Annotated in this window: 21 protein-coding genes; 9 read left to right on the plus strand and 12 right to left on the minus strand. The window is 70.6% G+C overall.

The window, feature by feature from the left end; all coding sequences use genetic code 11:
• Positions 1-130 precede the first annotated feature (130 nt).
• Positions 131-1,102, plus strand: coding sequence for a LacI family DNA-binding transcriptional regulator (locus DQ392_RS13290; protein WP_245981431.1), 972 nt, complete (start codon positions 131-133; stop codon positions 1,100-1,102).
• Between the two features lie 122 nt (positions 1,103-1,224).
• Here the strand turns inward: DQ392_RS13290 and prcA are convergent, their stop codons facing one another.
• The 9 genes from prcA to DQ392_RS13335 form a co-directional block, all read right to left on the minus strand.
• Positions 1,225-1,962, minus strand: a complete 738-nt coding sequence (gene prcA, locus DQ392_RS13295) for a proteasome subunit alpha (protein ID WP_114015778.1) — start codon at positions 1,960-1,962, stop codon at positions 1,225-1,227.
• Between the two features lie 53 nt (positions 1,963-2,015).
• The gene (prcB, locus tag DQ392_RS13300) at positions 2,016-2,861 is read right to left on the minus strand and encodes a proteasome subunit beta (RefSeq protein ID WP_114015779.1); all 846 of its coding nucleotides are present in this window, start codon (positions 2,859-2,861) and stop codon (positions 2,016-2,018) included.
• The gene (locus tag DQ392_RS13305; protein WP_425470523.1) at positions 2,813-3,082 is read right to left on the minus strand and encodes an endonuclease domain-containing protein; all 270 of its coding nucleotides are present in this window, start codon (positions 3,080-3,082) and stop codon (positions 2,813-2,815) included. Before DQ392_RS13305 ends, prcB begins: the two co-directional genes overlap by 49 nt.
• A gap of 96 nt (positions 3,083-3,178) precedes the next feature.
• Complete coding sequence (locus DQ392_RS13310) at positions 3,179-3,397, minus strand: ubiquitin-like protein Pup (RefSeq protein ID WP_114015781.1); 219 nt, start codon at positions 3,395-3,397, stop codon at positions 3,179-3,181.
• Positions 3,398-3,554: 157 nt separating this feature from the next.
• Positions 3,555-5,066, minus strand: a complete 1,512-nt coding sequence (gene dop / locus DQ392_RS13315) for a depupylase/deamidase Dop (RefSeq protein ID WP_114015782.1) — start codon at positions 5,064-5,066, stop codon at positions 3,555-3,557.
• A 226-nt stretch (positions 5,067-5,292) separates the two neighbouring features.
• Positions 5,293-7,056: a proteasome ATPase gene (arc, locus tag DQ392_RS13320; protein WP_114015783.1), complete on the minus strand. Its 1,764-nt coding sequence runs from the start codon at positions 7,054-7,056 to the stop codon at positions 5,293-5,295.
• Between the two features lie 284 nt (positions 7,057-7,340).
• Positions 7,341-7,901, minus strand: coding sequence for a hypothetical protein (locus tag DQ392_RS13325; RefSeq protein ID WP_114015784.1), 561 nt, complete (start codon positions 7,899-7,901; stop codon positions 7,341-7,343).
• A 252-nt stretch (positions 7,902-8,153) separates the two neighbouring features.
• Entirely contained in the window at positions 8,154-9,059 is a 906-nt protein-coding gene (locus DQ392_RS13330) for a tRNA (adenine-N1)-methyltransferase (protein WP_114015785.1), read from the minus strand.
• A gap of 183 nt (positions 9,060-9,242) precedes the next feature.
• Complete coding sequence (locus tag DQ392_RS13335; protein ID WP_114015786.1) at positions 9,243-10,523, minus strand: site-2 protease family protein; 1,281 nt, start codon at positions 10,521-10,523, stop codon at positions 9,243-9,245.
• Between the two features lie 137 nt (positions 10,524-10,660).
• On the opposite strand from DQ392_RS13335, the gene DQ392_RS13340 reads away from it, so the two are divergent.
• Positions 10,661-11,542: a RecB family exonuclease gene (locus tag DQ392_RS13340; RefSeq protein ID WP_114015787.1), complete on the plus strand. Its 882-nt coding sequence runs from the start codon at positions 10,661-10,663 to the stop codon at positions 11,540-11,542.
• Positions 11,543-11,606: 64 nt separating this feature from the next.
• Positions 11,607-12,278, plus strand: coding sequence for a response regulator (locus tag DQ392_RS13345; RefSeq protein WP_114015788.1), 672 nt, complete (start codon positions 11,607-11,609; stop codon positions 12,276-12,278).
• 345 nt (positions 12,279-12,623) lie between these two features.
• Here the strand turns inward: DQ392_RS13345 and DQ392_RS13350 are convergent, their stop codons facing one another.
• The 3 genes from DQ392_RS13350 to metH all read right to left on the minus strand — a co-directional run bounded on the left by DQ392_RS13350 (position 12,624) and on the right by metH (position 18,958).
• Positions 12,624-14,216, minus strand: coding sequence for an ABC transporter substrate-binding protein (locus DQ392_RS13350; protein ID WP_181856403.1), 1,593 nt, complete (start codon positions 14,214-14,216; stop codon positions 12,624-12,626).
• Between the two features lie 405 nt (positions 14,217-14,621).
• Positions 14,622-15,323: an HAD family hydrolase gene (locus DQ392_RS13355; RefSeq protein WP_114015790.1), complete on the minus strand. Its 702-nt coding sequence runs from the start codon at positions 15,321-15,323 to the stop codon at positions 14,622-14,624.
• Positions 15,324-15,427: 104 nt separating this feature from the next.
• Positions 15,428-18,958, minus strand: a complete 3,531-nt coding sequence (gene metH, locus DQ392_RS13360; RefSeq protein ID WP_114015791.1) for a methionine synthase — start codon at positions 18,956-18,958, stop codon at positions 15,428-15,430.
• A 219-nt stretch (positions 18,959-19,177) separates the two neighbouring features.
• On the opposite strand from metH, the gene DQ392_RS13365 reads away from it, so the two are divergent.
• From DQ392_RS13365 to DQ392_RS13385, 6 genes are all read left to right on the plus strand, one after another.
• Positions 19,178-19,942 carry an IclR family transcriptional regulator gene (locus tag DQ392_RS13365; RefSeq protein WP_114015792.1) on the plus strand — a complete coding sequence of 255 codons (765 nt, stop codon included), beginning with the start codon at positions 19,178-19,180 and terminating at the stop codon, positions 19,940-19,942.
• A 273-nt stretch (positions 19,943-20,215) separates the two neighbouring features.
• Complete coding sequence (locus DQ392_RS13370) at positions 20,216-20,980, plus strand: MIP/aquaporin family protein (RefSeq protein ID WP_114015793.1); 765 nt, start codon at positions 20,216-20,218, stop codon at positions 20,978-20,980.
• 85 nt (positions 20,981-21,065) lie between these two features.
• Positions 21,066-22,610, plus strand: a complete 1,545-nt coding sequence (gene glpK / locus DQ392_RS13375) for a glycerol kinase GlpK (RefSeq protein WP_114015794.1) — start codon at positions 21,066-21,068, stop codon at positions 22,608-22,610.
• 5 nt (positions 22,611-22,615) lie between these two features.
• Complete coding sequence (locus DQ392_RS13380) at positions 22,616-24,220, plus strand: glycerol-3-phosphate dehydrogenase/oxidase (protein WP_114015795.1); 1,605 nt, start codon at positions 22,616-22,618, stop codon at positions 24,218-24,220.
• Between the two features lie 81 nt (positions 24,221-24,301).
• Positions 24,302-24,466, plus strand: coding sequence for a hypothetical protein (locus DQ392_RS34450; protein ID WP_181856409.1), 165 nt, complete (start codon positions 24,302-24,304; stop codon positions 24,464-24,466).
• A gap of 36 nt (positions 24,467-24,502) precedes the next feature.
• A complete protein-coding gene (locus DQ392_RS13385; protein WP_114015818.1) occupies positions 24,503-25,174 on the plus strand; it encodes a FadR/GntR family transcriptional regulator in 672 nt (223 codons plus the stop codon).
• Position 25,175 lies beyond the last annotated feature (1 nt).

Here is a 25,175-nt window from a genome sequence, read left to right on the forward strand (position 1 = left end):
GCTCGCCATACGTACCATGCGAGCGAGCCGCGGTGAAGGAGTTTCCGTGCCGGCACAGCACACCCGAGACGGCGGAACCCCACGCCGCCACCAGACGGCGGCCCGCTCCGCACGCCCCACCGGACACGACGTGGCGGACGCCGCCGGAGTCTCCCAGGCCACCGTCTCCCTCGTCCTCGGCGGCAAATGGGAGGGCAGGGTCTCGCCCCGCACCGCCGAGGCCGTACGCGCCGCGGCCCGCACCCTCGGCTACCGCCCCAACCTGGCGGCCCGCACCCTGCGCCTCGGCCGCACCCGCACGGCGCTGCTCGTTGTCCCCGCCCTCACCGGGGAGTTCTTCGCCGCCGTGCACCAAGGAGCCGTCGAGGTCGCCACCTCGCACGACTTCGGAATCGTCCTCTACCCCTCCCCCGAGGGCATCGAGAAGACGCCCGACCCCTTCGCCTCGGCCCGCACGGCCCTGGACGGCGTCATCGCCTCCTCCATGGCCCCCGACGCCCTCGCCACCCTCCGCGGCGAGGGCCTGCCCCTGGTGATGCTGGACAGCGACGAGGGGGACTGCGACGCCACCGTCAACGTCGACATCGCCGACGGCATGCGGCAGGTGGCGGCCCATCTGCTCGCGCTCGGCCACCGCGACGTCGCCCACCTCGCGGCCGACGTGGACTCCTGGACCTTCACCGCGCGAGCGGAAGCCCTCGCACACGCCCTGCGGGCGGGAGGGGGCGCCGTGGTGCGTACCGAAAGGGCGGCCCTCAGCGTCGCGGGCGGGCTGGACGCGGCCACACGGGTGCTGGCCCCGGGGAGCGCACGCACACCGACCGCGGTCGTGTGCGACGACGATCTGCTGGCCGCCGGAGCGCTGAAGGCCGCGCGGCGACTCGGGCTGCGGGTACCGGAGGAGGTGTCGGTGACCGGGTTCGATGACCTGACGCTCGCCACCGCCGTGGAGCCCGAACTCACCACCGTGGCACTTCCGGCCCAGCGGGTGGGCGCGGCCGGCATGGAAGCGCTGCTGGCCGTCGTGGAAGGGCGGCCGCCGCGGCCGGTCCGGCTCCCGGTACGCCTGCTGGAGCGCGGCTCGACCGGGCCGCGCCCCTGAGACCCGGTACGGTCTGCCGACGCCCGCCCGGGCCCCGGCACAGTCGGTCGTCACGCGGTGAGGAACGACCCTCCACGGCCCGGAGCGCGACGCGGAACGTCCGGGCCCCGGGCCGTCACGGGCTACTCCTCCGAGGAGTCCTCGCTCGCCTCCGGAGTGGGCGTCTCCTCCAGCAGACGGGCCACCTGGGCGGCGGGGACACGCTTGAACTTGCGCTTCTGGGAGCGCTGCCGGTCGAGCACGGCAACCTCCAGCTGCTCCGCCGACAGCTCCCGCTCGCCACCGCTGCTGTCCCGCGCCAGCGCCACGGCACCCAGCTTCAGCGCCTCGCCCAGCGACATTCCCTCCCGGTGCCGCTGGTCCATGTAGCTGCCGATCTGGTCCGAGTTGCCGCCGACGGCGACCGAACCGTGCTCGTCCACGATGGAGCCGTCGTGCGGCAGGCGGTAGATCTGGTCGTCCTCGGGGGCCGCGCCCACCTCCGCGACGATCAGCTCGACCTCGTAGGGCTTCTCCGCGTTCGAGGAGAAGATGGTGCCCAGCGTCTGGGCGTAGACGTTGGCCAGACCCCGCGCGGTGACATCCTCGCGGTCGTAGGTGTACCCGCGCAGGTCGGCGTAGCGGACGCCGCCGATGCGCAGGTTCTCGAACTCGTTGTACTTGCCGACCGCCGCGAAGGCGATGCGGTCATAGATCTCGCTGACCTTGTGCAGCGCCCGAGAAGGGTTCTCGGCGACGAAGACGATGCCGTCCGCGTACTGCAACACGACCACGCTGCGGCCGCGCGCGATGCCCTTGCGGGCATACTCCGCGCGGTCGGCCATTGCCTGCTGGGGCGACACATAGAACGGCGTCGACACCGGCTATCCGTCCCTTCCTGTCCGTATGGATGCGATGTCCGGGGTGTCCGGGCCTAGGAGGCCGGAGCCTGCGGGCCGTTGGGCTGCTGGAGGCGGCCGTCGTAGACCGCCTGGGCCAGCCCGGAGACCTCGTCCTCGCCGAGCCTGCGGTAACCGTCCTGGGTGATCGTCGCCACGATCGGGTAGATGCGGCGCGTCATGTCCGGGCCGCCGGTGGCCGAGTCGTCGTCCGCGGCGTCGTAGAGGGCCTGGAGGACGACGGTGGCGGCCTGCTCCTCCGTCATCTCCTCCCGGTAGAGCTTCTTGAGCGCGCCGCGGGCGAAGACGGAGCCCGAGCCGACACCGGCGAAGCCGTACTCCTCCGAGCGGCCGCCCGTCACGTCGTAGGAGAAGATGCGGCCCCTGTCCCTGTCCACGTCGTACCCGGCGAACATCGGGACCACGGCGAGCCCCTGCAGGGCCATCCCCAGGTTGCTGCGGATCATCGTGGAGAGGCGGTTCGCCTTGCCCTCCAGGGAGAGCGTGGAGCCCTCCACCTTCTCGAAGTGCTCCAGCTCCAGCTGGAAGAGCTTGACCATCTCCACGGCCAGGCCCGCGGTGCCCGCGATGCCCACCGCCGAGTACTCGTCGGCCGGGAAGACCTTCTCGACGTCGCGCTGCGCGATGACGTTGCCCATCGTCGCCCGCCGGTCCCCGGCCAGGACGACGCCGCCGGCGAAGGTCGCGGCCACGATCGTCGTCCCGTGGGGCGCCTGGACGGCGCCCTCGACGGGCGGCAGCGACCGGTTGCCCGGCAGCTGCTCGGGAGCGTGGGTGGACATGAAGTCCATGAACGACGACGACCCCGGCGTCAGGAAGGCAGCAGGTAGACGCCCGGTGCTACGAATTTCGGCTTCCACACGTTTCCTTCCACATAGGCGGCCGCGCGCCGACGGGCGTCCGGCCGATCCTCGAGGTGCCCCAGCGCGGCGTCGCGGCTGAAGCACGGTACGCCCCGGACCTTACCCGGCTCATGATCGTGTTCCACATGCTCCGGGCACGGTCTTCGGCTCTGCCGCGCGGAGGCGCGCACGCGGGCGGCGCTCCCGCGCGGAGCCGTCCCGTCCGGCTCCGGCGGCACCCACAGGCCACCGGGAACAGGCTCCGCCGACGGCGCGCACCGCGCTCGGCCACACCGCCACCCGCCCGGGCCTCTCCCTTCGCTTCGAAGGGAGAATCACTGGCCACCCTTCTGCACGAAGGACCTCACGAAATCCTCGGCGTTCTCCTCGAGCACGTCATCGATCTCGTCCAGCACCGAGTCGACGTCCTCCGACAGCGCTTCCTGGCGCTCCTTGAGGTCTTCCGAAGCCTGCGCGTCCTGCGCCTGCTCCTCGGTCTCCTCGGTTTGGCGGGTGGACTTCTGCTGTCCGCCGCCGGTGTCCTTGGTCGCCATTTCCCTCACCCCGCTCGGTTCGGTGATGCACGCGGAACGTACAAGATCAGACCCTACAAGCCGGGACTGACATCGGCTCCTTGGTTGCTTCAACGTCCGGGAACCACCCCGATGATTCCCGCCCGGCGGACCGAATAGCCACGATTCGGCCCCCGCATCAGTTCCCGGACAACACCTTGACCAGCTCTTCCGCCGTCCGGCAGCGGTCGAGCAGCTCCTTGACGTGGTTGCGGGTACCCCGCAGCGGCTCCAGCGTGGGAACTCGTTGCAGAGAGTCACGGCCCGGCAGGTCGAAGATCACCGAGTCCCAGGACGCGGCGGCCACGTCGTCGGCGTACTGCTCCAGGCAACGGCCGCGGAAGTAGGCACGGGTGTCCTCGGGGGGCTTGAAGGCCGCCTCCTTGACCTCCTCCTCCGAGAGCAGGCGCTGCATCGAGCCGCGGGAGACGAGGCGGTTGTAGAGGCCCTTGTCGCCGCGCACGTCCGCGTACTGGAGATCCACCAGGTGGAGCCTGGGAGCGTCCCAGTCGAGCTGGTCACGGCGGCGGTAGCCCTCCATCAGCTCGCGCTTGGCGACCCAGTCCAGCTCCCTGGAGAGGGTCATGGGGTCGCGTTCCAGCCGGCCGAGCACGTCCTCCCAGCGGGCCAGCACGTCGCGGGTCTGCTCGTCCGCGTCCGCGCCCCAGCGCTCCTCCACGTACTTGCGGGCGAGCTCGTAGTACTCCATCTGGAGCTGGACCGCTGTCAGAGTGCGCCCATTACGAAGAGTGATCAGCTGCGCGAGCGTCGGATCGTGCGAGACCTGGTGCAGGGTGCGCACCGGCTGGTCGACGGCGAGGTCCACCGCGATGAAGCCGTCCTCGATCATGGAGAGCACCAGCGCGGTGGTGCCCAGCTTCAGGTAGGTGGAGACCTCCGAGAGGTTCGCGTCCCCGATGATCACGTGCAGCCTGCGGTGCTTCTCCGCGTCGGCGTGCGGCTCGTCGCGCGTGTTGATGAGGGGGCGCTTGAGCGTGGTCTCCAGCCCCACCTCGACCTCGAAGTAGTCGGCGCGCTGACTGAGCTGGAACCCGTGCTCGCTGCCGTCCTGGCCCAGCCCCACCCGTCCCGCGCCGCACACGACCTGGCGGGAGACGAAGAACGGGGTCAGGTGCCGCACGATGTCCGAGAAGGGGGTCTCCCGCCTCATCAGGTAGTTCTCGTGCGTGCCGTAGGAGGCGCCCTTGTTGTCGGTGTTGTTCTTGTAGAGGTGGATGGGGCTCGTACCCGGCACCTCGGCCGCCCGTTCGGCGGCCTCGGCCATGATCCGCTCCCCCGCCTTGTCCCACAGCACGGCGTCCCTCGGGTTGGTGACCTCGGGGGCGCTGTACTCGGGGTGGGCGTGGTCGACGTAGAGGCGCGCACCGTTGGTGAGGATGACGTTGGCCAGACCGATGTCCTCGTCGGTCAGCTGGCTGGCGTCGGCCGACTCACGGGCCAGGTCGAAGCCGCGGGCGTCCCGCAGCGGGTTCTCCTCCTCGAAGTCCCAGCGGGCGCGCCGCGCCCGGTGCATCGCCGCCGCGTAGGCGTTGACCACCTGGGACGAGGTGAGCATGGCATTGGCGTTGGGGTGGCCGGGCACGGAGATCCCGTACTCGGTCTCGATGCCCATTACGCGCCGTACGGTCATGCTGCCCTCCTTGCCTGACGGCGGTCCGCCGGTGGACCGCCGTTCAAGTCCCGCTGCGCGTCCTTCCCGCGTGCGGCCCCCTCCCGCCACTGCGCGTCTCGGCGGTAGGGACGAGCCTATGACGCGCGGGCCGGGGGCGGCAGATCACCGGGGGGACTTCCTTGGCGCCGGGAAACGATCCGGCTGCGGGTGCCCCGTCGGGAACCCGCAGCCGGACTGGTCCTCTCTACAGGTACTGACCGGTGTTGGCGACGGTGTCGATGGACCGGCCGGTGTCCGCTCCCTGCTTGCCGGTGACCAGGGTGCGGATGTAGACGATCCGCTCACCCTTCTTACCGGAGATGCGGGCCCAGTCGTCCGGGTTGGTGGTGTTGGGCAGGTCCTCGTTCTCCTTGAACTCGTCCACGCAGGCGGACAGCAGGTGGGAGACGCGCAGACCCTTCTGGTTGTGGTCGAGGTAGGCCTTGATGGCCATCTTCTTGGCGCGGCCGACGATGTTCTCGATCATGGCGCCGGAGTTGAAGTCCTTAAAGTAGAGCACTTCCTTGTCACCGTTGGCGTAGGTGACCTCCAAGAAGCGGTTCTCCTCGGACTCCGCGTACATCTGCTCCACGACCGACTGGATCATGGCGTCGCTTGCGGCCTCCAGGTTGCCGCCGTGCTCGGCCACGTCGTCCGCGTGCAGCGGCAGCGTGGAGGTCAGGTACTTGGAGAAGATGTCCTTGGCGGCCTCGGCGTCGGGGCGCTCGATCTTGATCTTCACATCGAGGCGTCCCGGGCGCAGGATCGCCGGGTCGATCATGTCCTCGCGGTTCGAGGCGCCGATGACGATGACGTTCTCCAGGCCCTCCACACCGTCGATCTCGGAGAGCAGCTGCGGGACGATGGTGTTCTCCACGTCCGAGCTGACGCCCGAGCCACGCGTGCGGAAGAGGGAGTCCATCTCGTCGAAGAAGACGATGACGGGCGTGCCCTCGCTGGCCTTCTCGCGGGCCCGCTGGAAGACGAGGCGGATGTGCCGCTCCGTCTCGCCGACGTACTTGTTCAGCAGCTCGGGGCCCTTGATGTTGAGGAAGTAGCTCTTGCCCTGCGGCTTGCCCGTGACCTCGGCGACCTTCTTGGCCAGCGAGTTGGCCACCGCCTTGGCGATCAGCGTCTTGCCGCATCCCGGCGGGCCGTAGAGCAGCACACCCTTGGGCGGGCGCAGTTGGTGCTCCCGGAAGAGGTCGGGGTAGAGGTAGGGCAGCTCGACGGCGTCCCTGATCTGCTCGATCTGGCCGCCGAGCCCGCCGATCTTGGTGTAGTCGATGTCGGGGACCTCTTCGAGGACGAGCTCCTCGACCTCGCTCTTGGGCACGACCTCGTAGACGTAGCCCGAGCGGCTCTCCAGCAGGAGGGCGTCCCCGGCCCGCAGGGTGGCGCTCAGCAGCGGCTCGGCGAGCCGGACCACGCGCTCCTCGTCCGTGTGGCCGACGACGAGCGCTCGCTCCCCGTCGTCCAGCACTTCCTTGAGGGTGACGATGTCACCCGCGCGCTCGAACTCCATGGCCTCGACCACGTTGAGCGCTTCGTTGAGCATGACCTCCTGGCCACGCTCGAGCTCTTTGAGTTCCACGTTCGGACTGACGTTCACCCGCAGCTTGCGGCCGCCGGTGAAGATGTCGGCCGTGTCGTCCTCGTTGGCCTGTAGGAAGACCCCGAAGCCGGACGGCGGCTGGGCGAGCCGGTCGACCTCTTCCTTGAGGGCCACGATCTGGTCGCGCGCCTCGCGGAGCGTGTTCGACAGGCGCTCGTTCTGGGCGGACACGCCGGCCAGGTTGGTCTGTAGCTCGACGATCCGCTCCTCGAGAATACGAGTGTGGCGCGGAGAGTCGGCGAGCTTGCGGCGCAGGACGGCGATCTCCTGCTCAAGGTAGGCGATCTGGCCGGACGGGTCGTCGCCCCGACCGGGCCGGATGCCGCGGTTGGTGTCGTCGTCGTGGGCTGCCACGGTCCTCACCTCCTCCAGGGGGAGCTGGACGCTTCGACCCTACCTGGGCCGGTGCGGGTTGAAACCCCTAGATCACAAAGACGGTCGGGGTGTGTCCGATCTTCACCCTTGCGCACTCCCCTCAGCACTGGGAATACCCATCCACCACCATCGCAAAGCGACCGGTTGCGGCGGCGAGATGTTCAACACCCTTCAACAGCGGCCCTGTTTCACCGCCGGACGCCTCAGGCCGGGCGGCTCGGCGCGGCCGTCTCGCGGGCCGTGCGCGGCACCGGAGCGCCTGCTCAGACGCTGAGTCCGCCGCCCGCGACCGGCGCGGCTCGCAGGACGAACTTCCCCTCGCGCCACTCCCACTTGACCTTGCGGCGCTTGTCGGGACAGCAGCGGGGCACATCGGCGGAGGAGTAGCCGAGCAGAGTGGCGGAAATGGCGGCGCCGCGGACGGCGAGGTCGTCGACCGACATCCCTTCCCTCTGCTCGACGAGGGTGGCGGCGACCCGGGGCGCGCCTGCGTCGGCGGACCTGGCGAGGACGAAGACGGCGCTGGGCGGGGTGCCGCCGTGGGCGCGGCAGCGGACGACGGCGACGGTCTCGTCGGTGCCGTCCCCGTCGAAGTCGGCGCTCGCCGCATCGAGTACGTCGGTCCCGGAGCCGCCCTGCCCGCAGTCGAGGGGGTAGTGGGCCTGGTCCGGATCGGGCGCCGGGGCGGAGGAGTCGCCGGAGGAGGAAGCCGGGGTGGCGGTGGCCGGCTGGAGGAGCGCGGTGGCCCCGAGGACCGCGGCGAGGGCGGCGGCGGTGGCGAGCCAGTGGGCCGTACGGGAGCGGGTGTGCGGCAGTTCCGTCACGCGGGGTGACTCCTGGGTGCGGGCGACGACGTGTGCGGTGTGGAGCGGCGAGGAGTGCGGAGCGGGTGCGAGGAGGAGGTGCTTCGCATGGTGCCACAGGTCACACCGGCACGGAACGTCCGGGTCCCCTTCGGCTCGTTCCCGCTTCCCAACACGGCTGCCCCGCACCCGGTTTCGCGGCGGGTGCGGGGCAGTGGGCGTGTCGTTCGGGGGCCCGTCGAGCCGGGCCGGTTGCGCTGAGAGACGCAGCCGCTAGGAGGCGCGGCCGCCTGACTGGCTGCCGGGTCCCGTGTAGTCCTCGCCGTAGGCGCCCTTTGCGGGGCGGCGGCGGCGCAGCGGGGGCTCGACGCCGTCGGCGAGGCGGCGGGCGGTCAGCAGGAAGCCGGTGTGGCCGATCATGCGGTGGTCGGGGCGGACGGCGAGGCCCTCGACGTGCCAGTTGCGGACCATGGTCTCCCATGCCTGCGGCTCGTTGAACGTCCCGAACTCGCGGATCGACTCGACCATGCGGGCCATCTGTGTCGTGGTGGCGACGTAGGCGCACAGGATGCCGCCGGGCACCAGCGCCTTGGAGACGGCCTCCAGGCATTCCCAGGGGGCGAGCATGTCGAGGATGACGCGGTCGACGTCGGTGTCGGACAGGTTGTCCTGGAGGTCGCCGACGGTCAGGGTCCAGGCGGGGTGGGGGCTGCCGAAGTAGCGCTCCACGTTCTGCTGGGCGATGTCGGCGAAGTCGGCGCGGCGCTCGTAGGAGTGGAGCATGCCCTGGTCGCCGATGGCGCGGAGCAGGAAGGCGCTCAGGGAGCCGGAGCCGACGCCTGCCTCGACGACGCGTGCGCCAGGGAAGATGTCGGCCATGGCGAGCACCTGGCCGGCGTCCTTGGGGTAGACGACGGCGGCCCCCCGTGGCATGGACAGGACATAGTCGGGGAGCAGGGGACGCAGCGCGAGGTAGGCGACGTTTCCGGTGGTACGGACGACACTCCCCTCGGGCGCACCGATCAGCTCGTCGTGGGGGAAGGCTCCCTTGTGGGTGTGGAAGCTCTTCCCCTCTTCGAGGGTGATCGTGTAGTGGCGGCCCTTGGGGTCGGTGAGCTGGACCTGGTCCCCGACCTTGAAGGGCCCGCGACGGCGGGCGGCACCGGTCGGTTCGGACATGCCGACAGCCTAGCCGGTCCCGGCGTGCCGCGGTGCGCTGGGCCGCCCGGGGCACGGGCCACCACCAGCCGCGGGACCCCGGCAGCCCGCCGGCGACCGGAACCCCCGGGCCGCCAGACCCCTCGCCCTGCCCGGTCTCGGGCACTGCGCCCCGGAGACCGGCCCCCCTCGGCCCGGCCGGGCTCAGGTACGGGCGCTCCGGCCGTCGGCGTGGTTGGACATGGCCGCGACGAACGCCCGCTCGACGTCCCCGGTGGACAGCACCCCGTAGATCTCACCGGTGTCCTCCACGACCAGGTACTCGGTCGCGGGGGTGGCACGCAGCCACTCCAGCAGGTCCTCCCCCGCCAGCTCCGCCGGAACGCGCATGCCCTCCTTGAGGTCCTGCGCCAGCGTGCTGACGGCCACCCAGGGGCGCCGGTGCTCGGGAACGGAGGCGATGGCGGCCTCCCGTACGAGGGAGAGCGGGTCACCCTTGCCGTCGACGACGACCAGTGCGCGGGCCCCGGCGGAGTTGGCGCGGCGCAGGGCCTCGGACAGCGGGGTGTCGGTCTCGACGGGCACCGCTCGGCGGGTCAGCGTGCGGGCGCGCAGCTCGGGGAGGCGCTCGCGCAGCCGGGCCATCCGCAGGCTGTTGCCCGCGCCGGTCCAGATGATGGCCGCCAGGATCGCGGCGAGCAGCGCGTCGGTCAGGGAGTCCATACCGCTGACGCCGCCCCTGGCCAGCCCGCCCGCGTGGGTGGCCAGCGGAAGTCCGATCAGCACGGCCACGGCCAGCGCCCGGCCCACCCAGGCGGCGGCGACCGTGCCGGTCATGGGCTTGCCGCTGATCTTCCACACGATGGCGCGCAGCATCCGGCCGCCGTCCAGCGGCAGCCCCGGCAGCAGGTTGAAGACGGCCACGAGCAGGTTGGAGACCATCAGCCCGGCCAGCAGGACGCCGGGGACGGTGCCCGGCTCCACCGCGCGCATCGCGGCGTAGAAGACCCCGGCCAGCAGCAGCGAGAAGAGCGGCCCCACGAACGCGAGGACGAACTCACGCCCTGGCGTCTCCGACTCCTTCTCGATTTCGGAGACGCCTCCGAAGAACTGTAGCTGGATGCGGCGCACCGGCAGCTTGAAGCGGAGCGCGGCGACCGTGTGGGCGAGCTCGTGGACCAGCACCGAGGCGTAGAAGGCCACGGCGAAGAACAGCGCGATCAGATAGCGCAGAGCGCCCAGCTCGGGCAGGACCCGTTCGAGCTGGCCGCCGAAGACCCACGTGATGAGCGCGGCCACCAAAAACCACGAAGGCGCGACGTAGACCGGAACGCCGAAGGGGCGCCCCATCAGGATGCCGCCGCCGGGCGGGTTTGGGCGGGCGGGTCTGCCGGGGGTCGGCTTGCGGGAGGACGGCCCACCATGGCCGTTCCCCTGGCCGGAGCCACCGGCCGCCGGCATCCCGTCGTTGTCCTCGTCCGCCACGGGTTCCCCTCTGCTGCTTCCCTCGCGTCCCGCCGCTCCGCCGCGCCGCCTGCCGGATCGGCCTGCCGTACGGTGCGAGGGGTCTGCCGTCGATGGTAAGTGTCCGCTGTCAGTGGTGGGCCTTAGGGTCTTATCCCATGAAAACCCGCGCGGCCACACCGCCGACCTCGCTGTCGCCCTCCCGGGCAGCGGACTTCATGCAGTGCCCGCTGCTCTACCGCTTCCGGGTGATCGACAAACTGCCGGAGAAACCCTCCGCCGCCGCCACCCGCGGCACGGTGGTCCACGCGGTGCTCGAAAGACTCTTCGACGCGCCTGCCGCCGAGCGCAGCGCGGGGCGCGCCCGGGGCCTGGTGGCCGGCGAGTGGGAGCGGCTGCTGGCCAAGCGGCCCGAGCTGGCGGAGCTGTTCGCCGAGGACGCCGAGGACGGCGCCCAACTGGCGCAGTGGCTGACGCAGGCCGAGGAGCTGGTCGAGCGGTGGTTCACCCTGGAGGATCCCACCCGGCTGGAGCCCGCCGAGCGGGAGCTGTTCGTGGAGGCCCGGCTGGAGTCGGGGCTGCGGCTGCGCGGCATCATCGACCGCGTCGATGTCGCACCGACGGGTGAGGTGCGCATCGTCGACTACAAGACGGGCAAGGCGCCACGGCCCGAGTACGCGGACGGGCCGCTGTTCCAGATGAAGTTCTACGCCCTGGTGCTGTGGCGACTGCGCGGCGTGCTGCCCCGGCGGCTGCAACTGGTCTTCCTCGGCAGCGGCGATGTGCTCACCTACGACCCGCAGGAGAGCGACCTGCGTGCCACGGAACGCAAGCTGCTTGCACTGTGGGACGCGATCAGCAGGGCGACGGAGACGGGTGACTGGCGGCCCAGGCCCGGCAAGCTGTGCGGCTGGTGCGACCACCAGGCGCACTGCCCCGAGTTCGGTGGCACTCCCCCGCCGTATCCGCTGACGATCCAGCCCCGGCTGCCGGAGCCGCGCTCGGCCGGGGAGGTGGCGGCCACAGAGGCGGGGGACTGAGCGGGTCGCCACGGCGGCTGGGTGAGAATGGGGCGATCGCTGCCGCCCCGCCGAAGGAGTTCCTGTGGCAATCCGCGTACTGCTGGTGGACGACCAGCCGCTGCTGCGCACCGGCTTCCGGATGATTCTGGAGGCCGAGCAGGATCTGGCGGTGGTCGGTGAGGCGGGGGACGGCTTGCAGGCGCTGGACCAGGTGCGGGCGCTCCAGCCCGATGTGGTGCTGATGGACATCCGGATGCCGCGGATGGACGGGGTGGAGGCCACCCGGCGGATCACCGGCCCGGCCAAGGAAGGACCGGCCAAGGTGCTGGTCCTCACGACGTTCGACCTGGACGAGTACGTGGTGGAGGCGCTGCGGGCCGGCGCGAGCGGGTTCCTGCTCAAGGACGCCCCTGCCGGGGAGCTGGTGCAGGCCATCCGGGTGGTGGCGGCGGGCGAGGCGATGCTGGCGCCGAGCATCACGCGGCGGCTGCTGGACAAGTACGCGGGCAAGCTGCCCTCGGGTGAGGAGCCGGTGCCTGACACCCTGCACCAGCTGACCGAGCGCGAGGTGGAGGTGTTGAAGCTGGTGGCGCGCGGGCTGTCGAACGCGGAGATCGCCGCGGACCTGTTCGTGAGCGAGACGACGGTCAAGACCCACGTCGGCCACGTGCTGACCAAGCTGGGGCTGCGTGACCGGGTGCAGGCGGCGGTGTACGCCTACGAGAGCGGCCTCGTCCGGCCGGGCTCCGCGTAGCCGCTCGCGGCCGCCGGCGTGGGCCGGCGGCCGTTCAGCGGCCCGGTGTCTCCACGGGGAGCGGCTTCCGGCCCGGCGTCCACGCCGGAAGGCTCCCGGCCTGCCGTGACGGCCGGCAGCCGTTCGCGGCCCGACATCCCGACCGACGGCCGTCGCCTCGTCGTTCGGGCGGCGGCCGTCGCCTTTCCCCTTGGCGGAGGCCGTCGTCCCTTCCCCTCCCGGCCACCCTTGCGCTGTCCCTGTCCTCGGTCCCGGTCCACGGCTCCGGCTCCGGAGCCGTGGACCGGGGGCGGGCCGAGACGGCGGGGCGAGGCTCGGGGGGGGGCGCGCCCTCGGGGTCAGCCGTCAGCCTTCCTCGCCGCGGCCCAGTTCCCAGAACTGGAGCACGGAGGAGGAGTTGAGGGCCCATTCGACGCCGGTGATGTCGTCGCCCGACGCCAGGTACTGCTTGCCCTGCCACAGCGGCAGGACGGGCACGTCCTCGGCGACGATGTCCTGCGCGCGGCCGAAGGCCTCGGTGGTCGAGGTGCGTTCGGTCTGCCGGCGGGTCTGCGGGACGATCTTGTCGCGGATCTTCCGGTTGGTGTAGGGCGAGCCGAGGAAGTTGTCCTTCTCGAAGAAGGGCGCGACGAAATTGTCGGCGTCGGGGAAGTCCGGGTACCAGCCGTAGCCCCACACCTGGTATTTGCCGCTGGTGGCCGCGGGGCGGAACGTGCTCCACTCGACGCCCTTGGTCTTCACCTTGAAGAGGCCGCTGTCGTTGAGCTGCTTCTTGAGGGCGGCGAACTCCTTGGCGGTGGCGTCGCCGTAGTGGTCGGTGGTGTAGGTGAGGGTCAGCTCGACGGGCTTGTGGATGCCGGCGCCGTTCAGGATGCGCTCGGCCTTCTCCTTGTCGGGCTCCCCGTACTTGCTGAAGAACGAGTTGCGGTGCGCGGTCAGCCCGGCGGGCACGAGGCTGTAGAGGGCCTCGGTGCTGCGGTCGTAGGCGTCGCGCGTGATCTCCTTGCGGTCGACGAGCTGGGCCATGGCCTGGCGGACGGCCTTCTTGCCCGCGGTGTCGTCGTCGGTGTCGAAGGCGAGGTAGCGGATCTCCTGGCCGGGCTGTTCGACCAGCTCGATTCCCTTGTTCTGGGCGCCTTCGAGCCGGTTGGCCTGGTCGGGCGAGATGGTGCGGCCCATGACGTCGATCTTGTCGGCCTTGAGCGCCTTCTCCATGGAGCGCGAGGTGTCGAAGAAACGCAGTTCGATCTTGCTGTTGTGCATCTCCAGGCCGCCGTTGTAGTGCGGGTTCTTGGTGAGCGAGGCGGACTTGGCGTTGATGCGGTCGAGGGCGTACGGGCCGGAGCCGGTCAGTTCGGAGCCGCGGACCAGCGAGTCGGCCGGGTAGGTCTGGCTGTCGACGATGGCGGCCGCGGGCGTGGTCAGCTTGTACGGGAAAGTCGCGTCGGGGTTCTTCAGGTGGAAGACGACCTCGCGCTTGCCTCGCGCCTCGACGCGGTCGAGGTTGCTGAAGAGGACGGCGGGCCCGCCCTTGTGGTTGATGCGCTGGAGGCGCTGGAGGGAGAAGGCGACGTCCTTGGCGTCGAGCTCGTTCCCGTTGGAGAACGTCAGCCCCTTGCGCACGGTGCAGCGGTACTGCTCGTTCTGCGCGTCGGTGAAGCCGCACTGGGACGCGGCGTCCATCTCGGGCGAGGTGCCGGTGCGGGGCAGGCGCAGCAGCGTCTGGAAGGTGTTGCGCATGACGCTCCAGGCGGCGACGTCGTACGCGGCCGCGGGGTCGAACGGAGCGGGCGCGCCCTTGCCGGCCGCGAAGTGGTCCGTCGTCCCGACGACGATGGGTTCGCCGTCCGCGCTCCCGCCCTCTTCCGACCCGCATGCGGCGAGAGCGGGCGCGAGAAGCCCGACGAGCACGGGCAGCACCAGAGTTTTACGGTTCATCGTCGACGATCTCCTCGCCCGGCCGGGGTTTGTTGCAGGGGGTGGAATGGCCGGTGCTCCGACATTAATCGTCCGCTCGGGTAATCCCTGAAGCCTTGGTCACCAGGGAGCTTTCACGGACAGGAACCACGGGCTTCCTGTCCGCTATCCGGACGTCGGAACGTATTTGGCGTCGCCCCACCAATGCGGACACAAGGGAAGGACATTTTCCCCACCAGCCACAGGAGCACCACAGGGGTGGCCGCCTGTCGAGAGGGGTGAACGTGACGAAGGTCACTGGACCAATCCGGGCACCGGACACCGTAATTCGCCCTTCTCCGACGGCTCACGGAATCCGCCGGCCGCCCGCCCCGGACGGGGTTTCCCGGAACAGTGGCAATGCCGCTTCGGCGGAATGCCGGGCGTTCAGCGAGCGACCATGATCAGGGAACGCAGCAATTCGAGATCGACTTCTTCGAGCGAACTCACAATGGTGCGCCCCGACTTGGGCTCGATGGGCGCGATGGAGGGGACGGCCACGACCTGGCACCCCGCGGCCTCCCCCGCGGCGACGCCGGTGGCGGTGTCCTCGACCACGGCGCACCGTGCCGGATCGGCGCCCAGCCTGCGCGCCGCGATCAGATAGGGGTCCGGGTGGGGCTTCGTCCGCACCAGTTCGTCCCCGGCGACGGTGAGGGCGAAGTTCTCCCGTCCGATCCAGGTCAGCATGCGGTCCACCACGGTGCGGTGGGAGGCCGAGACCAGGGCCGCGGGGATCCGGTGCGCGGCCAGCTCGGCCAGCAGTCTGCGCGCCCCGGGCATCAGTTCGACACCCTTGTCGAGACGCTCGGTGAACTTGGCGTTCAGCAGCACGCTGAGCTCGTCCACGGCGATGTCCGCCGCCGTGGCCTCGATGAGGAAGCCGGCGCTGCGCGACATGGGGCCGCCGACCACGATCTGCCGCCACTCGTCCCGCAGCCGGTGTCCCAGCTCGGCGAAGACCTCTACCTCCGCGTCCCACCAGAAGTCCTCGGTGGCGACGAGCGTGCCGTCCATGTCCAGCAGCACGGCCTGCAAAGCGGGCTCTTCACCCGTAAGGGTGGTGACGGCGGGGGAAGTACCGGCCATCCGCGAACACCTCCAAAGGGACGACAAGGCCGGTCGTCCCCTCTCTACCCGGTGGAAGGGGACGACCGGCCTGAACCGGACCGATCAGTCTACGACGTGCGTGCTCAGCGGGCGTTGAAGTACTTGGCCTCGGGGTGGTGCAGCACGATGGCATCGGTCGACTGTTCGGGGTGGAGCTGGAACTCCTCGGAGAGCTCGACGCCGATCCGCTCGGGGCGCAGCAGCTCGGCGATCTTGGCCCGGTCCTCCAGGTTGGGGCAGGCGCCGTAGCCCAGGGAGAAACGCGCTCCCCGGTACTTCAGGTCGAACATGCCCTGCATCTCGTTCGGGTCCTCGCCCGCGTAGCCGAGCTCGCTGCGGACCCGCGCGTGCCAGTACTCGGCCAGTGCCTCGGCCAGCTGGACCGAGAGTCCGTGCAGCTCCAGGTAGTCGCGGTAGGCGTTGTCCGCGAACAGCTCGGCGGTCTTCTCGCCGATCCGGGAGCCGACGGTGACGACCTGGAGGCCCACGACGTCCGTCTCGCCCGAGTCCTCGGGGCGGAAGAAGTCCGCCAGGCACAGCCGGCGGCCGCGCCGCTGGCGGGGGAAGGTGAAGCGGGTGCGCTCGTTGCCCTGCTCGTCGAGCAGGATCAGGTCGTCGCCCTTGGAGTAGCAGGGGAAGTAGCCGTAGACGACGGCCGCCTCCAGCAGGTTCTCCGTCTGCAACCGCTCCAGCCAGCCGCGCAGCCGCGGCCTGCCCTCGGCCTCCACCAGCTCCTCGTAGGAGGGCCCGTCGCCCTTGCGGGACTCCTTGAGCCCCCACTGGCCCTTGAAGAGCGCCCCCTCGTCGAGCCAGGAGGCGTAGTCGTGCTGGCCGATGCCCTTGATGACGCGGGTGCCCCAGAACGGCGGGGTGGGCACGGGCGTGTCCACCGCCACGTCGGACCGGATGGAGCCGTCGTTCTCCTCCGGTTCGGGGATGTCGATGGTGCGCTTGGCCACCCGGCGCTGCTTGAGCTCGGGCAGCTTGGCGCCGGGCACGCCGCGCTTGACGTCCATCAGGGCGTCCATGAGGCTCAGCCCCTCGAAGGCGTCCTTGGCGTAGCGGACCTCGCCCTCGTAGATCTCGTGCAGGTCCTGTTCGACGTAGGCGCGGGTGAGCGCCGCGCCGCCGAGGATGACGGGGAAGTCGTCGGCCATCCGGCGCTGGTTGAGCTCCTCCAGGTTCTCCTTCATGATCACCGTGGATTTCACCAGCAGGCCCGACATGCCGATCACGTCCGCCTTGTGTTCGGCCGCGGCGTCCAGGATGGCGCCCACCGGCTGCTTGATGCCGAGGTTGACGACCTGGTAGCCGTTGTTGGACAGGATGATGTCCACCAGGTTCTTGCCGATGTCGTGGACGTCGCCGCGGACCGTGGCCAGCACGATGGTGCCCTTGCCCTCGGAGTCCTCGGACTTCTCCATGTGCGGTTCGAGGTGGGCCACGGCCGCCTTCATCACCTCGGCCGACTGGAGCACGAAGGGCAGCTGCATCTGTCCCGAGCCGAACAGTTCGCCGACGACCTTCATCCCGGCGAGCAGCGTGTCGTTGACGATGTCGAGCGCCGGACGCTCCTCCAGCGCGGCGTCCAGGTCGGCCTCCAGGCCGTTGCGCTCGCCGTCGATGATCCGCCGCTGGAGGCGCTCCTCCAGCGGCAGGGCCGCCAGCTCCTCGGCCTTGCCCGCCTTCATCGACTTCGCGGTGGCGCCCTCGAACAGCTGCATCAGCTTCTGGAGCGGGTCATAGCCCTCGCTGCGCCGGTCGTAGACCAGGTCGCGGGCCACCTCGACCTGCTCCTCGTCGAAGCGGGCGATCGGCAGGATCTTGCTGGCGTGCACGATCGCGGAGTCCAGGCCCGCCTTGACGCACTCGTCGAGGAAGACGGAGTTGAGCACGATGCGCGCGGCCGGGTTGAGGCCGAAGGAGATGTTCGACAGGCCCAGCACCGTCTGCACGTCCGGGTGCTTGCGCTTGAGCTGCCTGATGGCCTCGATGGTGTTGACGCCGTCCTTGCGGGACTCCTCCTGGCCCGTGCAGATGGTGAAGGTCAGGGTGTCGATGAGGATGTCCGACTCGCGGATGCCGTAGTCGGCCGTGAGGTCCTCGATGAGGCGTTCGGCGATGGCGACCTTGTGCTCGGCCGTGCGGGCCTGGCCCTCTTCGTCGATGGTCAGCGCGATGAGGGCCGCGCCGTGCTCGGCGGCCAGCTTGGTGACCTTCGCGAACCGGGAGTCGGCGCCGGCGCCGTCCTCATAGTTGACGGAGTTGATGACGGCGCGGCCGCCCAGCTTCTCCAGCCCCGCCTGGATGACGGCGATCTCGGTCGAGTCCAGCACGATCGGCAGCGTGGAGGCGGTGGCCAGCCGTCCGGCCAGCTCCGCCATGTCGGCGACGCCGTCGCGGCCGACGTAGTCGACGCACAGGTCGAGCATGTGGGCGCCCTCGCGGATCTGCTCCCGGGCGATCTCCACGCAGTCGTCCCAGCGGCCGTCCAGCATGGCCTCGCGGAACTTCTTGGAGCCGTTGGCGTTGGTGCGCTCGCCGATGGCCAGGTACGAGGTGTCCTGGCGGAAGGGCACCGCCTGGTAGAGGGAGGCCGCCGACGGCTCGGGGCGCGGCTCGCGCGCGCTCTGCTCCATGCCGCGGACCCGCTCCACGAGCTGGCGCAGGTGTTCGGGTGTCGTACCGCAGCAGCCGCCGACCAGGGAGAGCCCGTAGTCGCGGACGAAGGTGTCGTGCGCGTCCGCCAGCTCCCCGGGCGTGAGCGGGTAGCTGGCGCCGTCCTTGCCCAGCACCGGCAGACCGGCGTTCGGCATGCAGGAGAGCGGGACGCGGGCGTGCTGGGCCAGGTGGCGCAGGTGCTCGCTCATCTCGGCCGGGCCCGTGGCGCAGTTCAGCCCGATCATGTCGATGCCCAGCGGCTCCAGCGCCGTGAGGGCCGCGCCGATCTCGGAGCCGAGCAGCATGGTGCCGGTCGTCTCGACGGTGACCGAGCACAGCAGGGGCAGGCTCACGCCCGTGGCCTCCATGGCCCGGCGGGCGCCGATGACCGACGCCTTGGTCTGCAACAGGTCCTGGGTGGTCTCCACCAGCAGCGCGTCGGCCCCGCCGGCGATCATGCCCTCGGCGTTGCACTGGTAGGCGTCCCGCAGCGTGGCGTACGGGGCGTGTCCGAGGGTGGGCAGCTTGGTGCCGGGACCCATGGAGCCCAGCACCCAGCGCATCCGGCCGTCGGACGACGCGAACTCCTCGGCGACCTCGCGGGCGATCGCCACGCCCTTCTCGGACAGCTCGAAGATGCGGTCGGTGATGTCGTACTCCCCCAGCGCCGCGTGGTTGGCGCCGAAGGTGTTGGTCTCCACGCAGTCCACGCCGGCGGCGAAGTACTCCTCGTGGACCGACCGGATGATGTCGGGGCGGGTCACGTTCAGGATCTCGTTGCAGCCTTCGAGCTGCTGAAAATCCTCCAGCGTCGGGTCCTGCGCCTGGATCATCGTCCCCATCGCTCCATCGGCGACGACCACGCGCGAGGCCAGTGCCTGGCGAAGGGCGTCGGCCCGGGTGGGGTTCGAGGATGCGGACGTGCTGCTCGGCGACTTCGAACTCGATGCCATGGAAGAGGCTCCCTGGGTTGCGACGGCTGTCGGCTTTGCGTGCCGGTGAGGCAGCGCACCCGGTCAGCGTAGCGGGCGGACGCAAGAGTGCAGGTCGACATTCCGACCATCGGACACTCCGCGGGCCGATCACGGCTCGATCCCGACTACCGGCGCGTCGACATGAAGCGATACCGTTCGGCATTGTCGAATGACGGAACGGCAGGTCAGGGAGGACCGATGGCCCGGACCATCCAGTCGCTGGAGCGGGCGGCGGCCGTGCTACGGCTGCTCGCGGGCGGTGAGCGACGGCTCGGGCTCTCCGAGATCGCCACCGCGCTCGACCTCGCCAAGGGAACCGCGCACGGTCTGATCCGCACCCTCCAGCAGGAGGGCTTCGTCGAGCAGGACACGGCCACCGGGCGCTACCAGCTGGGCGCCGAGCTGCTGCGCCTGGGCAACAGCTACCTGGACGTCCACGAGCTGCGGGCACGCGCCCTGGTGTGGACGGACGACCTGGCCCGCTCCAGCGGCGAGAGCGTCTACCTGGGCGTCCTGCACCAGCAGGGCGTGCTGATCGTGCACCACGTCTTCCGCCCGGACGACAGCCGCCAGGTGCTGGAGGTGGGCGCCATGCAGCCGCTGCACAGCACGGCGCTGGGCAAGGTGCTGACGGCCTACGACCCGGTGGCGCTGAGCGAGGCGCTCGACGGGGAGCGGCAGGCCTTCACCGAGCGGACGGTGACCGGCGAGGACGGCCTGGAGGCGGTCCTGGAGCTGACCAGGGGGCGCGGCTGGGCGTCCGACGTGGAGGAGACCTGGGACGGGCTCGCGTCGGTGGCGGCCCCCATCCACGACCGGCGGGGGATGCCGGTGGGCGCGGTGGGGATCACGGGCGCCGTGGAGCGGGTCTGCGAGGGCGAGGATCTGCGTGCGCTGCTGGTGGCGGCCGTGCGGGACACGGCGCGTGCGGTCTCGCGCGACCTGGGTGCGCGGCGCTTCTGAGGGCGCGCGGCCGCCCGGGGCCCGGGGGATGCGGCGCCCCGGTGGCCCGCCCCGACGTGCCGGACGGGGCGCGTGCGCGCACGATGGGCACCTGGGAGTGATCCGTCACAGCCCCTTGACGCGACCTCCGTAGAGGAGAAGAGTTGCCGTTCAGCGGTCGACATTGTCGAACACCGGACGGGGAACGACCGGCTTACCGACCCGACCCGCTTATCCTCCCCCGGCCTCCGGCCGGGGGTGCCCCCAAAGACAAAAGGACAAAGGAGTCCGCGGGTGTCCAGCTCTGACATCTTCACGAGCGAGGTCCTCGGCACGATGCTGCTGGTCCTCCTCGGTGGCGGCGTGTGCGCCGCCGTCAATCTGAAGCGCTCCAAGGCGTTCGAGGCCGGCTGGGTGGCCGTCGCCTTCGGCTGGGGCTTCGCGGTGCTCACCGGCGCCTACGTGGCGCAGTCCTCGGGAGCCCACCTGAACCCGGCGGTGACGCTGGCCCTCGCCATCAAGGGCGACACCCCCTGGGGGGACGTGCCCGTCTACATGGGCAGCGAGCTGCTCGGCGCCATGATCGGCGCGGTCCTCGTCTGGCTGGCCTACTACAGCCAGTTCCAGGTCACTCTCCGCGAGCCCGACGCCGCCGAGATGAAGGACGCGAACCCCGGGCAGGTGCACGGCGTCTTCTTCACCTCCCCCGAGGTGCGCAAGCCGCTGCTGAACTTCCTCACCGAGCTCATCGCCACCTTCGTGCTGATCATCGCGATCCTGACGCAGGGCCTGGTCAAGGACGCCGACGGCAGCGTCGGCCTCGGGCGGATGGGCGCCCTGATCACCGCGCTGGTCGTCGTCGGTATCGGTCTCTCGCTCGGTGGCCCGACGGGCTACGCCATCAACCCGGTCCGTGACCTCGGTCCCCGGATCATCCACGCGGTGCTGCCGCTGCCCAACAAGGGCGGCAGCGACTGGAGCTACGCCTGGGTCCCGGTGGTGGGGCCGCTGGCCGGCGCCGCGATCGCCGCGGGCGTCTACAACCTCGCGTGGGGATGAGCCCGCACCCGGGGAGCCCCGCCCGGCGGCGGGCCGCCACCCGGGCCGGCAGACCGACACAACGACGCATCGGAGCACACACACCATGAGCGACACCCACGAGACCCACGCCTCCGCGCACGGCGGCGGCCCCTTCATCGCGGCCATCGACCAGGGCACCACCTCCAGCCGCTGCATCGTCTTCGACAAGGACGGCCGGATCGTCGCGGTCGACCAGAAGGAGCACGAGCAGATCCTGCCGAAGCCGGGCTGGGTCGAGCACGACGCGGCCGAGATCTGGACCAACGTCCAGCAGGTCGTCGGCGGCGCGATGGACAAGGCGGGGATCACCAAGCGGGACGTGCTGGCGCTGGGCATCACCAACCAGCGCGAGACGACCCTGCTGTGGGAGAAGGCCACCGGAAAGCCGGTGCACAACGCCATCGTCTGGCAGGACACCCGCACCGACGCGCTCTGCAAGGAGCTGGGCCGCAACGTCGGCCAGGACCGCTTCCGCCGCGAGACCGGGCTGCCGCTGGCCTCGTACTTCGCCGGGCCGAAGATCCGCTGGCTGCTCGACAACGTGGACGGGCTGCGCGAGCGCGCCGAGAGGGGCGAGATCCTCTTCGGCACCATGGACTCGTGGGTCATCTGGAACCTGACCGGCGGCCCCAACGGCGGCAAGCACGTCACGGACGTCACCAACGCGTCCCGCACCATGCTGATGAACCTGCACACCATGAGCTGGGACGAGAAGATCTGCGCCTCCCTCGGCATCCCGATGGCGCTGCTGCCCGAGATCCGCTCCTCGTCCGAGGTGTACGGCGAGGCGACCGGTGACCTGGCCGGGCTGCCCGTGGCCTCCGCGCTCGGCGACCAGCAGGCGGCGCTGTTCGGCCAGACCTGCTTCGACCAGGGCGAGGCGAAGTCCACCTACGGCACCGGCACCTTTTTGCTGATGAACACCGGGCACCAGCCGGTCAACTCCTACAACGGGCTGCTCACCACGGTCGGCTACCGCATCGGCGACCAGGAGCCGGTCTTCGCGCTGGAGGGCTCCATCGCGGTCACGGGATCGCTGGTGCAGTGGATGCGCGACCAGATGGGGCTGATCAACAGCGCCGCCGAGATCGAGACGCTGGCCAGCTCGGTGGAGGACAACGGCGGCGCCTACTTCGTCCCGGCCTTCTCCGGGCTGTTCGCCCCGTACTGGCGCTCGGACGCGCGCGGCGTCATAGCGGGCCTGACCCGCTACGTCACCAAGGCGCACCTGGCCCGCGCGGTGCTGGAGGCCACGGCCTGGCAGACGCGGGAGATCGTCGACGCGATGCAGAAGGACTCCGAGGTGGAGCTCTCCTCGCTCAAGGTCGACGGCGGCATGACCGCGAACAACCTTTTGATGCAGACCATCTCGGACGCACTGGACGCCCCGGTCGTCCGTCCGATGGTGGCCGAGACGACGTGTCTCGGCGCGGCGTACGCGGCCGGTCTGGCCGTCGGCTTCTGGTCGGGCACCGAGGAGCTGCGGGCCAACTGGAAGCGCGCCGCGGAATGGACCCCCCGCATGGACGCGGACACGCGCGAGCGGGAGTACCGGAACTGGCTCAAGGCCGTCGAGCGGACCATGGGCTGGATCGAAGAGGAGAACTGAGAGCAATGAACACCCTGCAGAGCGTCCCCACCCTCGGGACGCACCCGACTGCCGGCAGCAATCCTGGCCGCGCAGAGACCAGAGGGCTGCTCGCGAACGCGACGTACGACCTGCTGGTCATAGGCGGCGGCATCCTGGGGACCTCGGTCGCCTGGCACGCCGCGCAGTCGGGGCTGCGGGTCGCGATGGTGGACGCCGGCGACTTCGCCGGCGCCACCTCGTCCGCGTCCTCGAAGCTGGTGCACGGCGGCCTGCGGTACCTGCAGACCGGCGCGGTCAAGCTCGTCGCGGAGAACCACCACGAGCGCCGGGTGCTGGCCAAGGACGTGGCCCCGCACCTGGTCAACCCGCTCACCTTCTACCTGCCCGTCTACAAGGGCGGTCCGCACGGCGCGGCGAAGCTGGGCGCGGGCGTCTTCGCCTACTCGGCGCTGTCCGCGTTCGGCGACGGCGTCGGCCGCGTCATCTCCCCGGCGAAGGCCGCGGCCGACAACCCGGCGCTGCGCACCGACAACCTCAAGGCCGTCGCGGTCTACGGCGACCACCAGATGAACGACTCGCGGATGGCCGTGATGACGGTCCGCGCCGCGGCCGAGTCGGGCGCCGTGGTACTCAACCACGCGGAGGTCACCGGGCTGCGCTTCTCCGACGGCCGGGTCACCGGCGCGGAGCTCAAGGACCGGACGGACGGTACGGAGTTCGGCGTCGACGCGCGCCTGGTGCTGAACGCGACGGGGCCGTGGGTGGACCACCTGCGGAAGATGGAGGACAGCGGTGCGGCGCCCTCCATCAGGCTGTCCAAGGGCGCCCACCTGGTGCTCAAGCGCAAGTCGCCGTGGGGCGCCGCGATGGCCACCCCGATCGACAAGTACCGCATCACCTTCGCGCTGCCGTGGGAGGACCAGCTGCTGCTGGGCACCACGGACGAGGAGTACACCGGCGACCCGGCCGACGTCGCCGCGACCGAGTCCGACATCCAGCAGATCCTCGACGAGGCCGCCTTCTCGGTTCGGGACGCGGACCTGGACCGCGACCTGATGACGTACGCGTTCGCGGGGCTGCGGGTGCTGCCCGGCGGTCCCGGCGGCGTGGAGTCCGCCAAGCGCGAGACGGTGGTCACCGAGGGCCGGGGCGGCATGCTGTCGGTCGCGGGCGGCAAGTGGACGACCTACCGGCACATCGGCCGCACGGTCATGGACAAGCTGGAGAAGCTGCCGGGCGGAGGCATCGCTGACGACAGCGTGCCGGTGAAGGACCTGGTGCGGCGTACCCCGCTGCCCGGTATCGCCAACCCCAACGCGGTGGCGCACCGGCTGCTGGTCGACCGCGAGCCCGGAGTCCGGATGGACCCGCTGACGGCACGCCAGCTGGCCACCCACTACGGTTCGCTCTCCTTCGACATCGCCCGTCTGGTCAACGAGGATCCTTCGCTCGGTGAGCGCATCCACCCGGACGGACCCGAGATCTGGGCGCAGGTCGTCTACGCCCGCGACCACGAGTGGGCCGAGACGGTGGACGACGTGGCGCGTCGCCGCACCACGCTGACGATCCGCGGCCTGGACACCGACGACGTCCGCGGACGGATCGAGGACGTGCTCAAGCAGCGCTGACCGGTACACCAGTTCGGCAGTTTCGTAACGAGCGCCCCCTCGACGCCACGTCGAGGGGGCGCTCGTGGCACTGTCCCTGGCATGAGCACCGGGGCGGGGGCACAGCGGGACGAGGGCGCGCACGAGGCGGCCCGGCCCGCGACGCCGGGCAGAAGGTTCGGCGTCGCCCTGTATGTCGATTTCGCGGCGACGGCGGAAGACTGGGCGGCCTACCGGCGGGGCTGGTGTGCGCCGGACGGTTCATAATCGACGGGCAGACATCCGATGTCTATGGGAGGCAGCGTGGCGGTTACCGACGAGGCGATCGAGAAGATCAAAGGAATGATCGTCTCGGGAGCGCTGGGCCCAGGTGACCGGCTGCCCAAGGAGAGCGAGCTGGCCACCGAGCTGGGCCTGTCGCGCAACTCCCTGCGCGAGGCGGTCCGCGCCCTGGCCCTCATCAGGGTCTTGGACGTACGCCAGGGCGACGGCACCTACGTGACCAGTCTCGACCCGAAACTGCTGCTGGAGGCGATGAGCTTCGTCGTCGACTTCCACCGCGACGACACCGTCCTGGAGTTCCTCGCCGTGCGCCGCATCCTGGAGCCCGCCGCCACGGCGATGGCCGGAGCGCGGATCACCGAGGAGGAGCTGGACGCGCTGGGCAGGCAGCTGGACGCGCTGGGCACGGAACCCTCCGTGGAGGAACTGGTCGCGGCCGACCTGGAGTTCCACCGGCGCATCGTGGCGGCCGGCGGCAACACCGTCCTGTGCTCGCTGCTGGACGGCCTGTCGGGGCCGACCACCCGCGCCAGGGTGTGGCGGGGGCTCACCCAGCAGGACGCCGTCAGCCGCACCCTGCACGAGCACCGGCAGATCCTCGCCGCGCTGCGCGCCCGCGACGCGGAGGCCGCGCGCTCCTGGTCCACGGTGCACATCGCCAGCGTGGAGCAGTGGCTGCGCTCGACCCTGTGAG

Origin of the sequence: Streptomyces reniochalinae, from assembly GCF_003323735.1 — a bacterium.
GTDB lineage: Bacteria > Actinomycetota > Actinomycetes > Streptomycetales > Streptomycetaceae > Streptomyces > Streptomyces reniochalinae.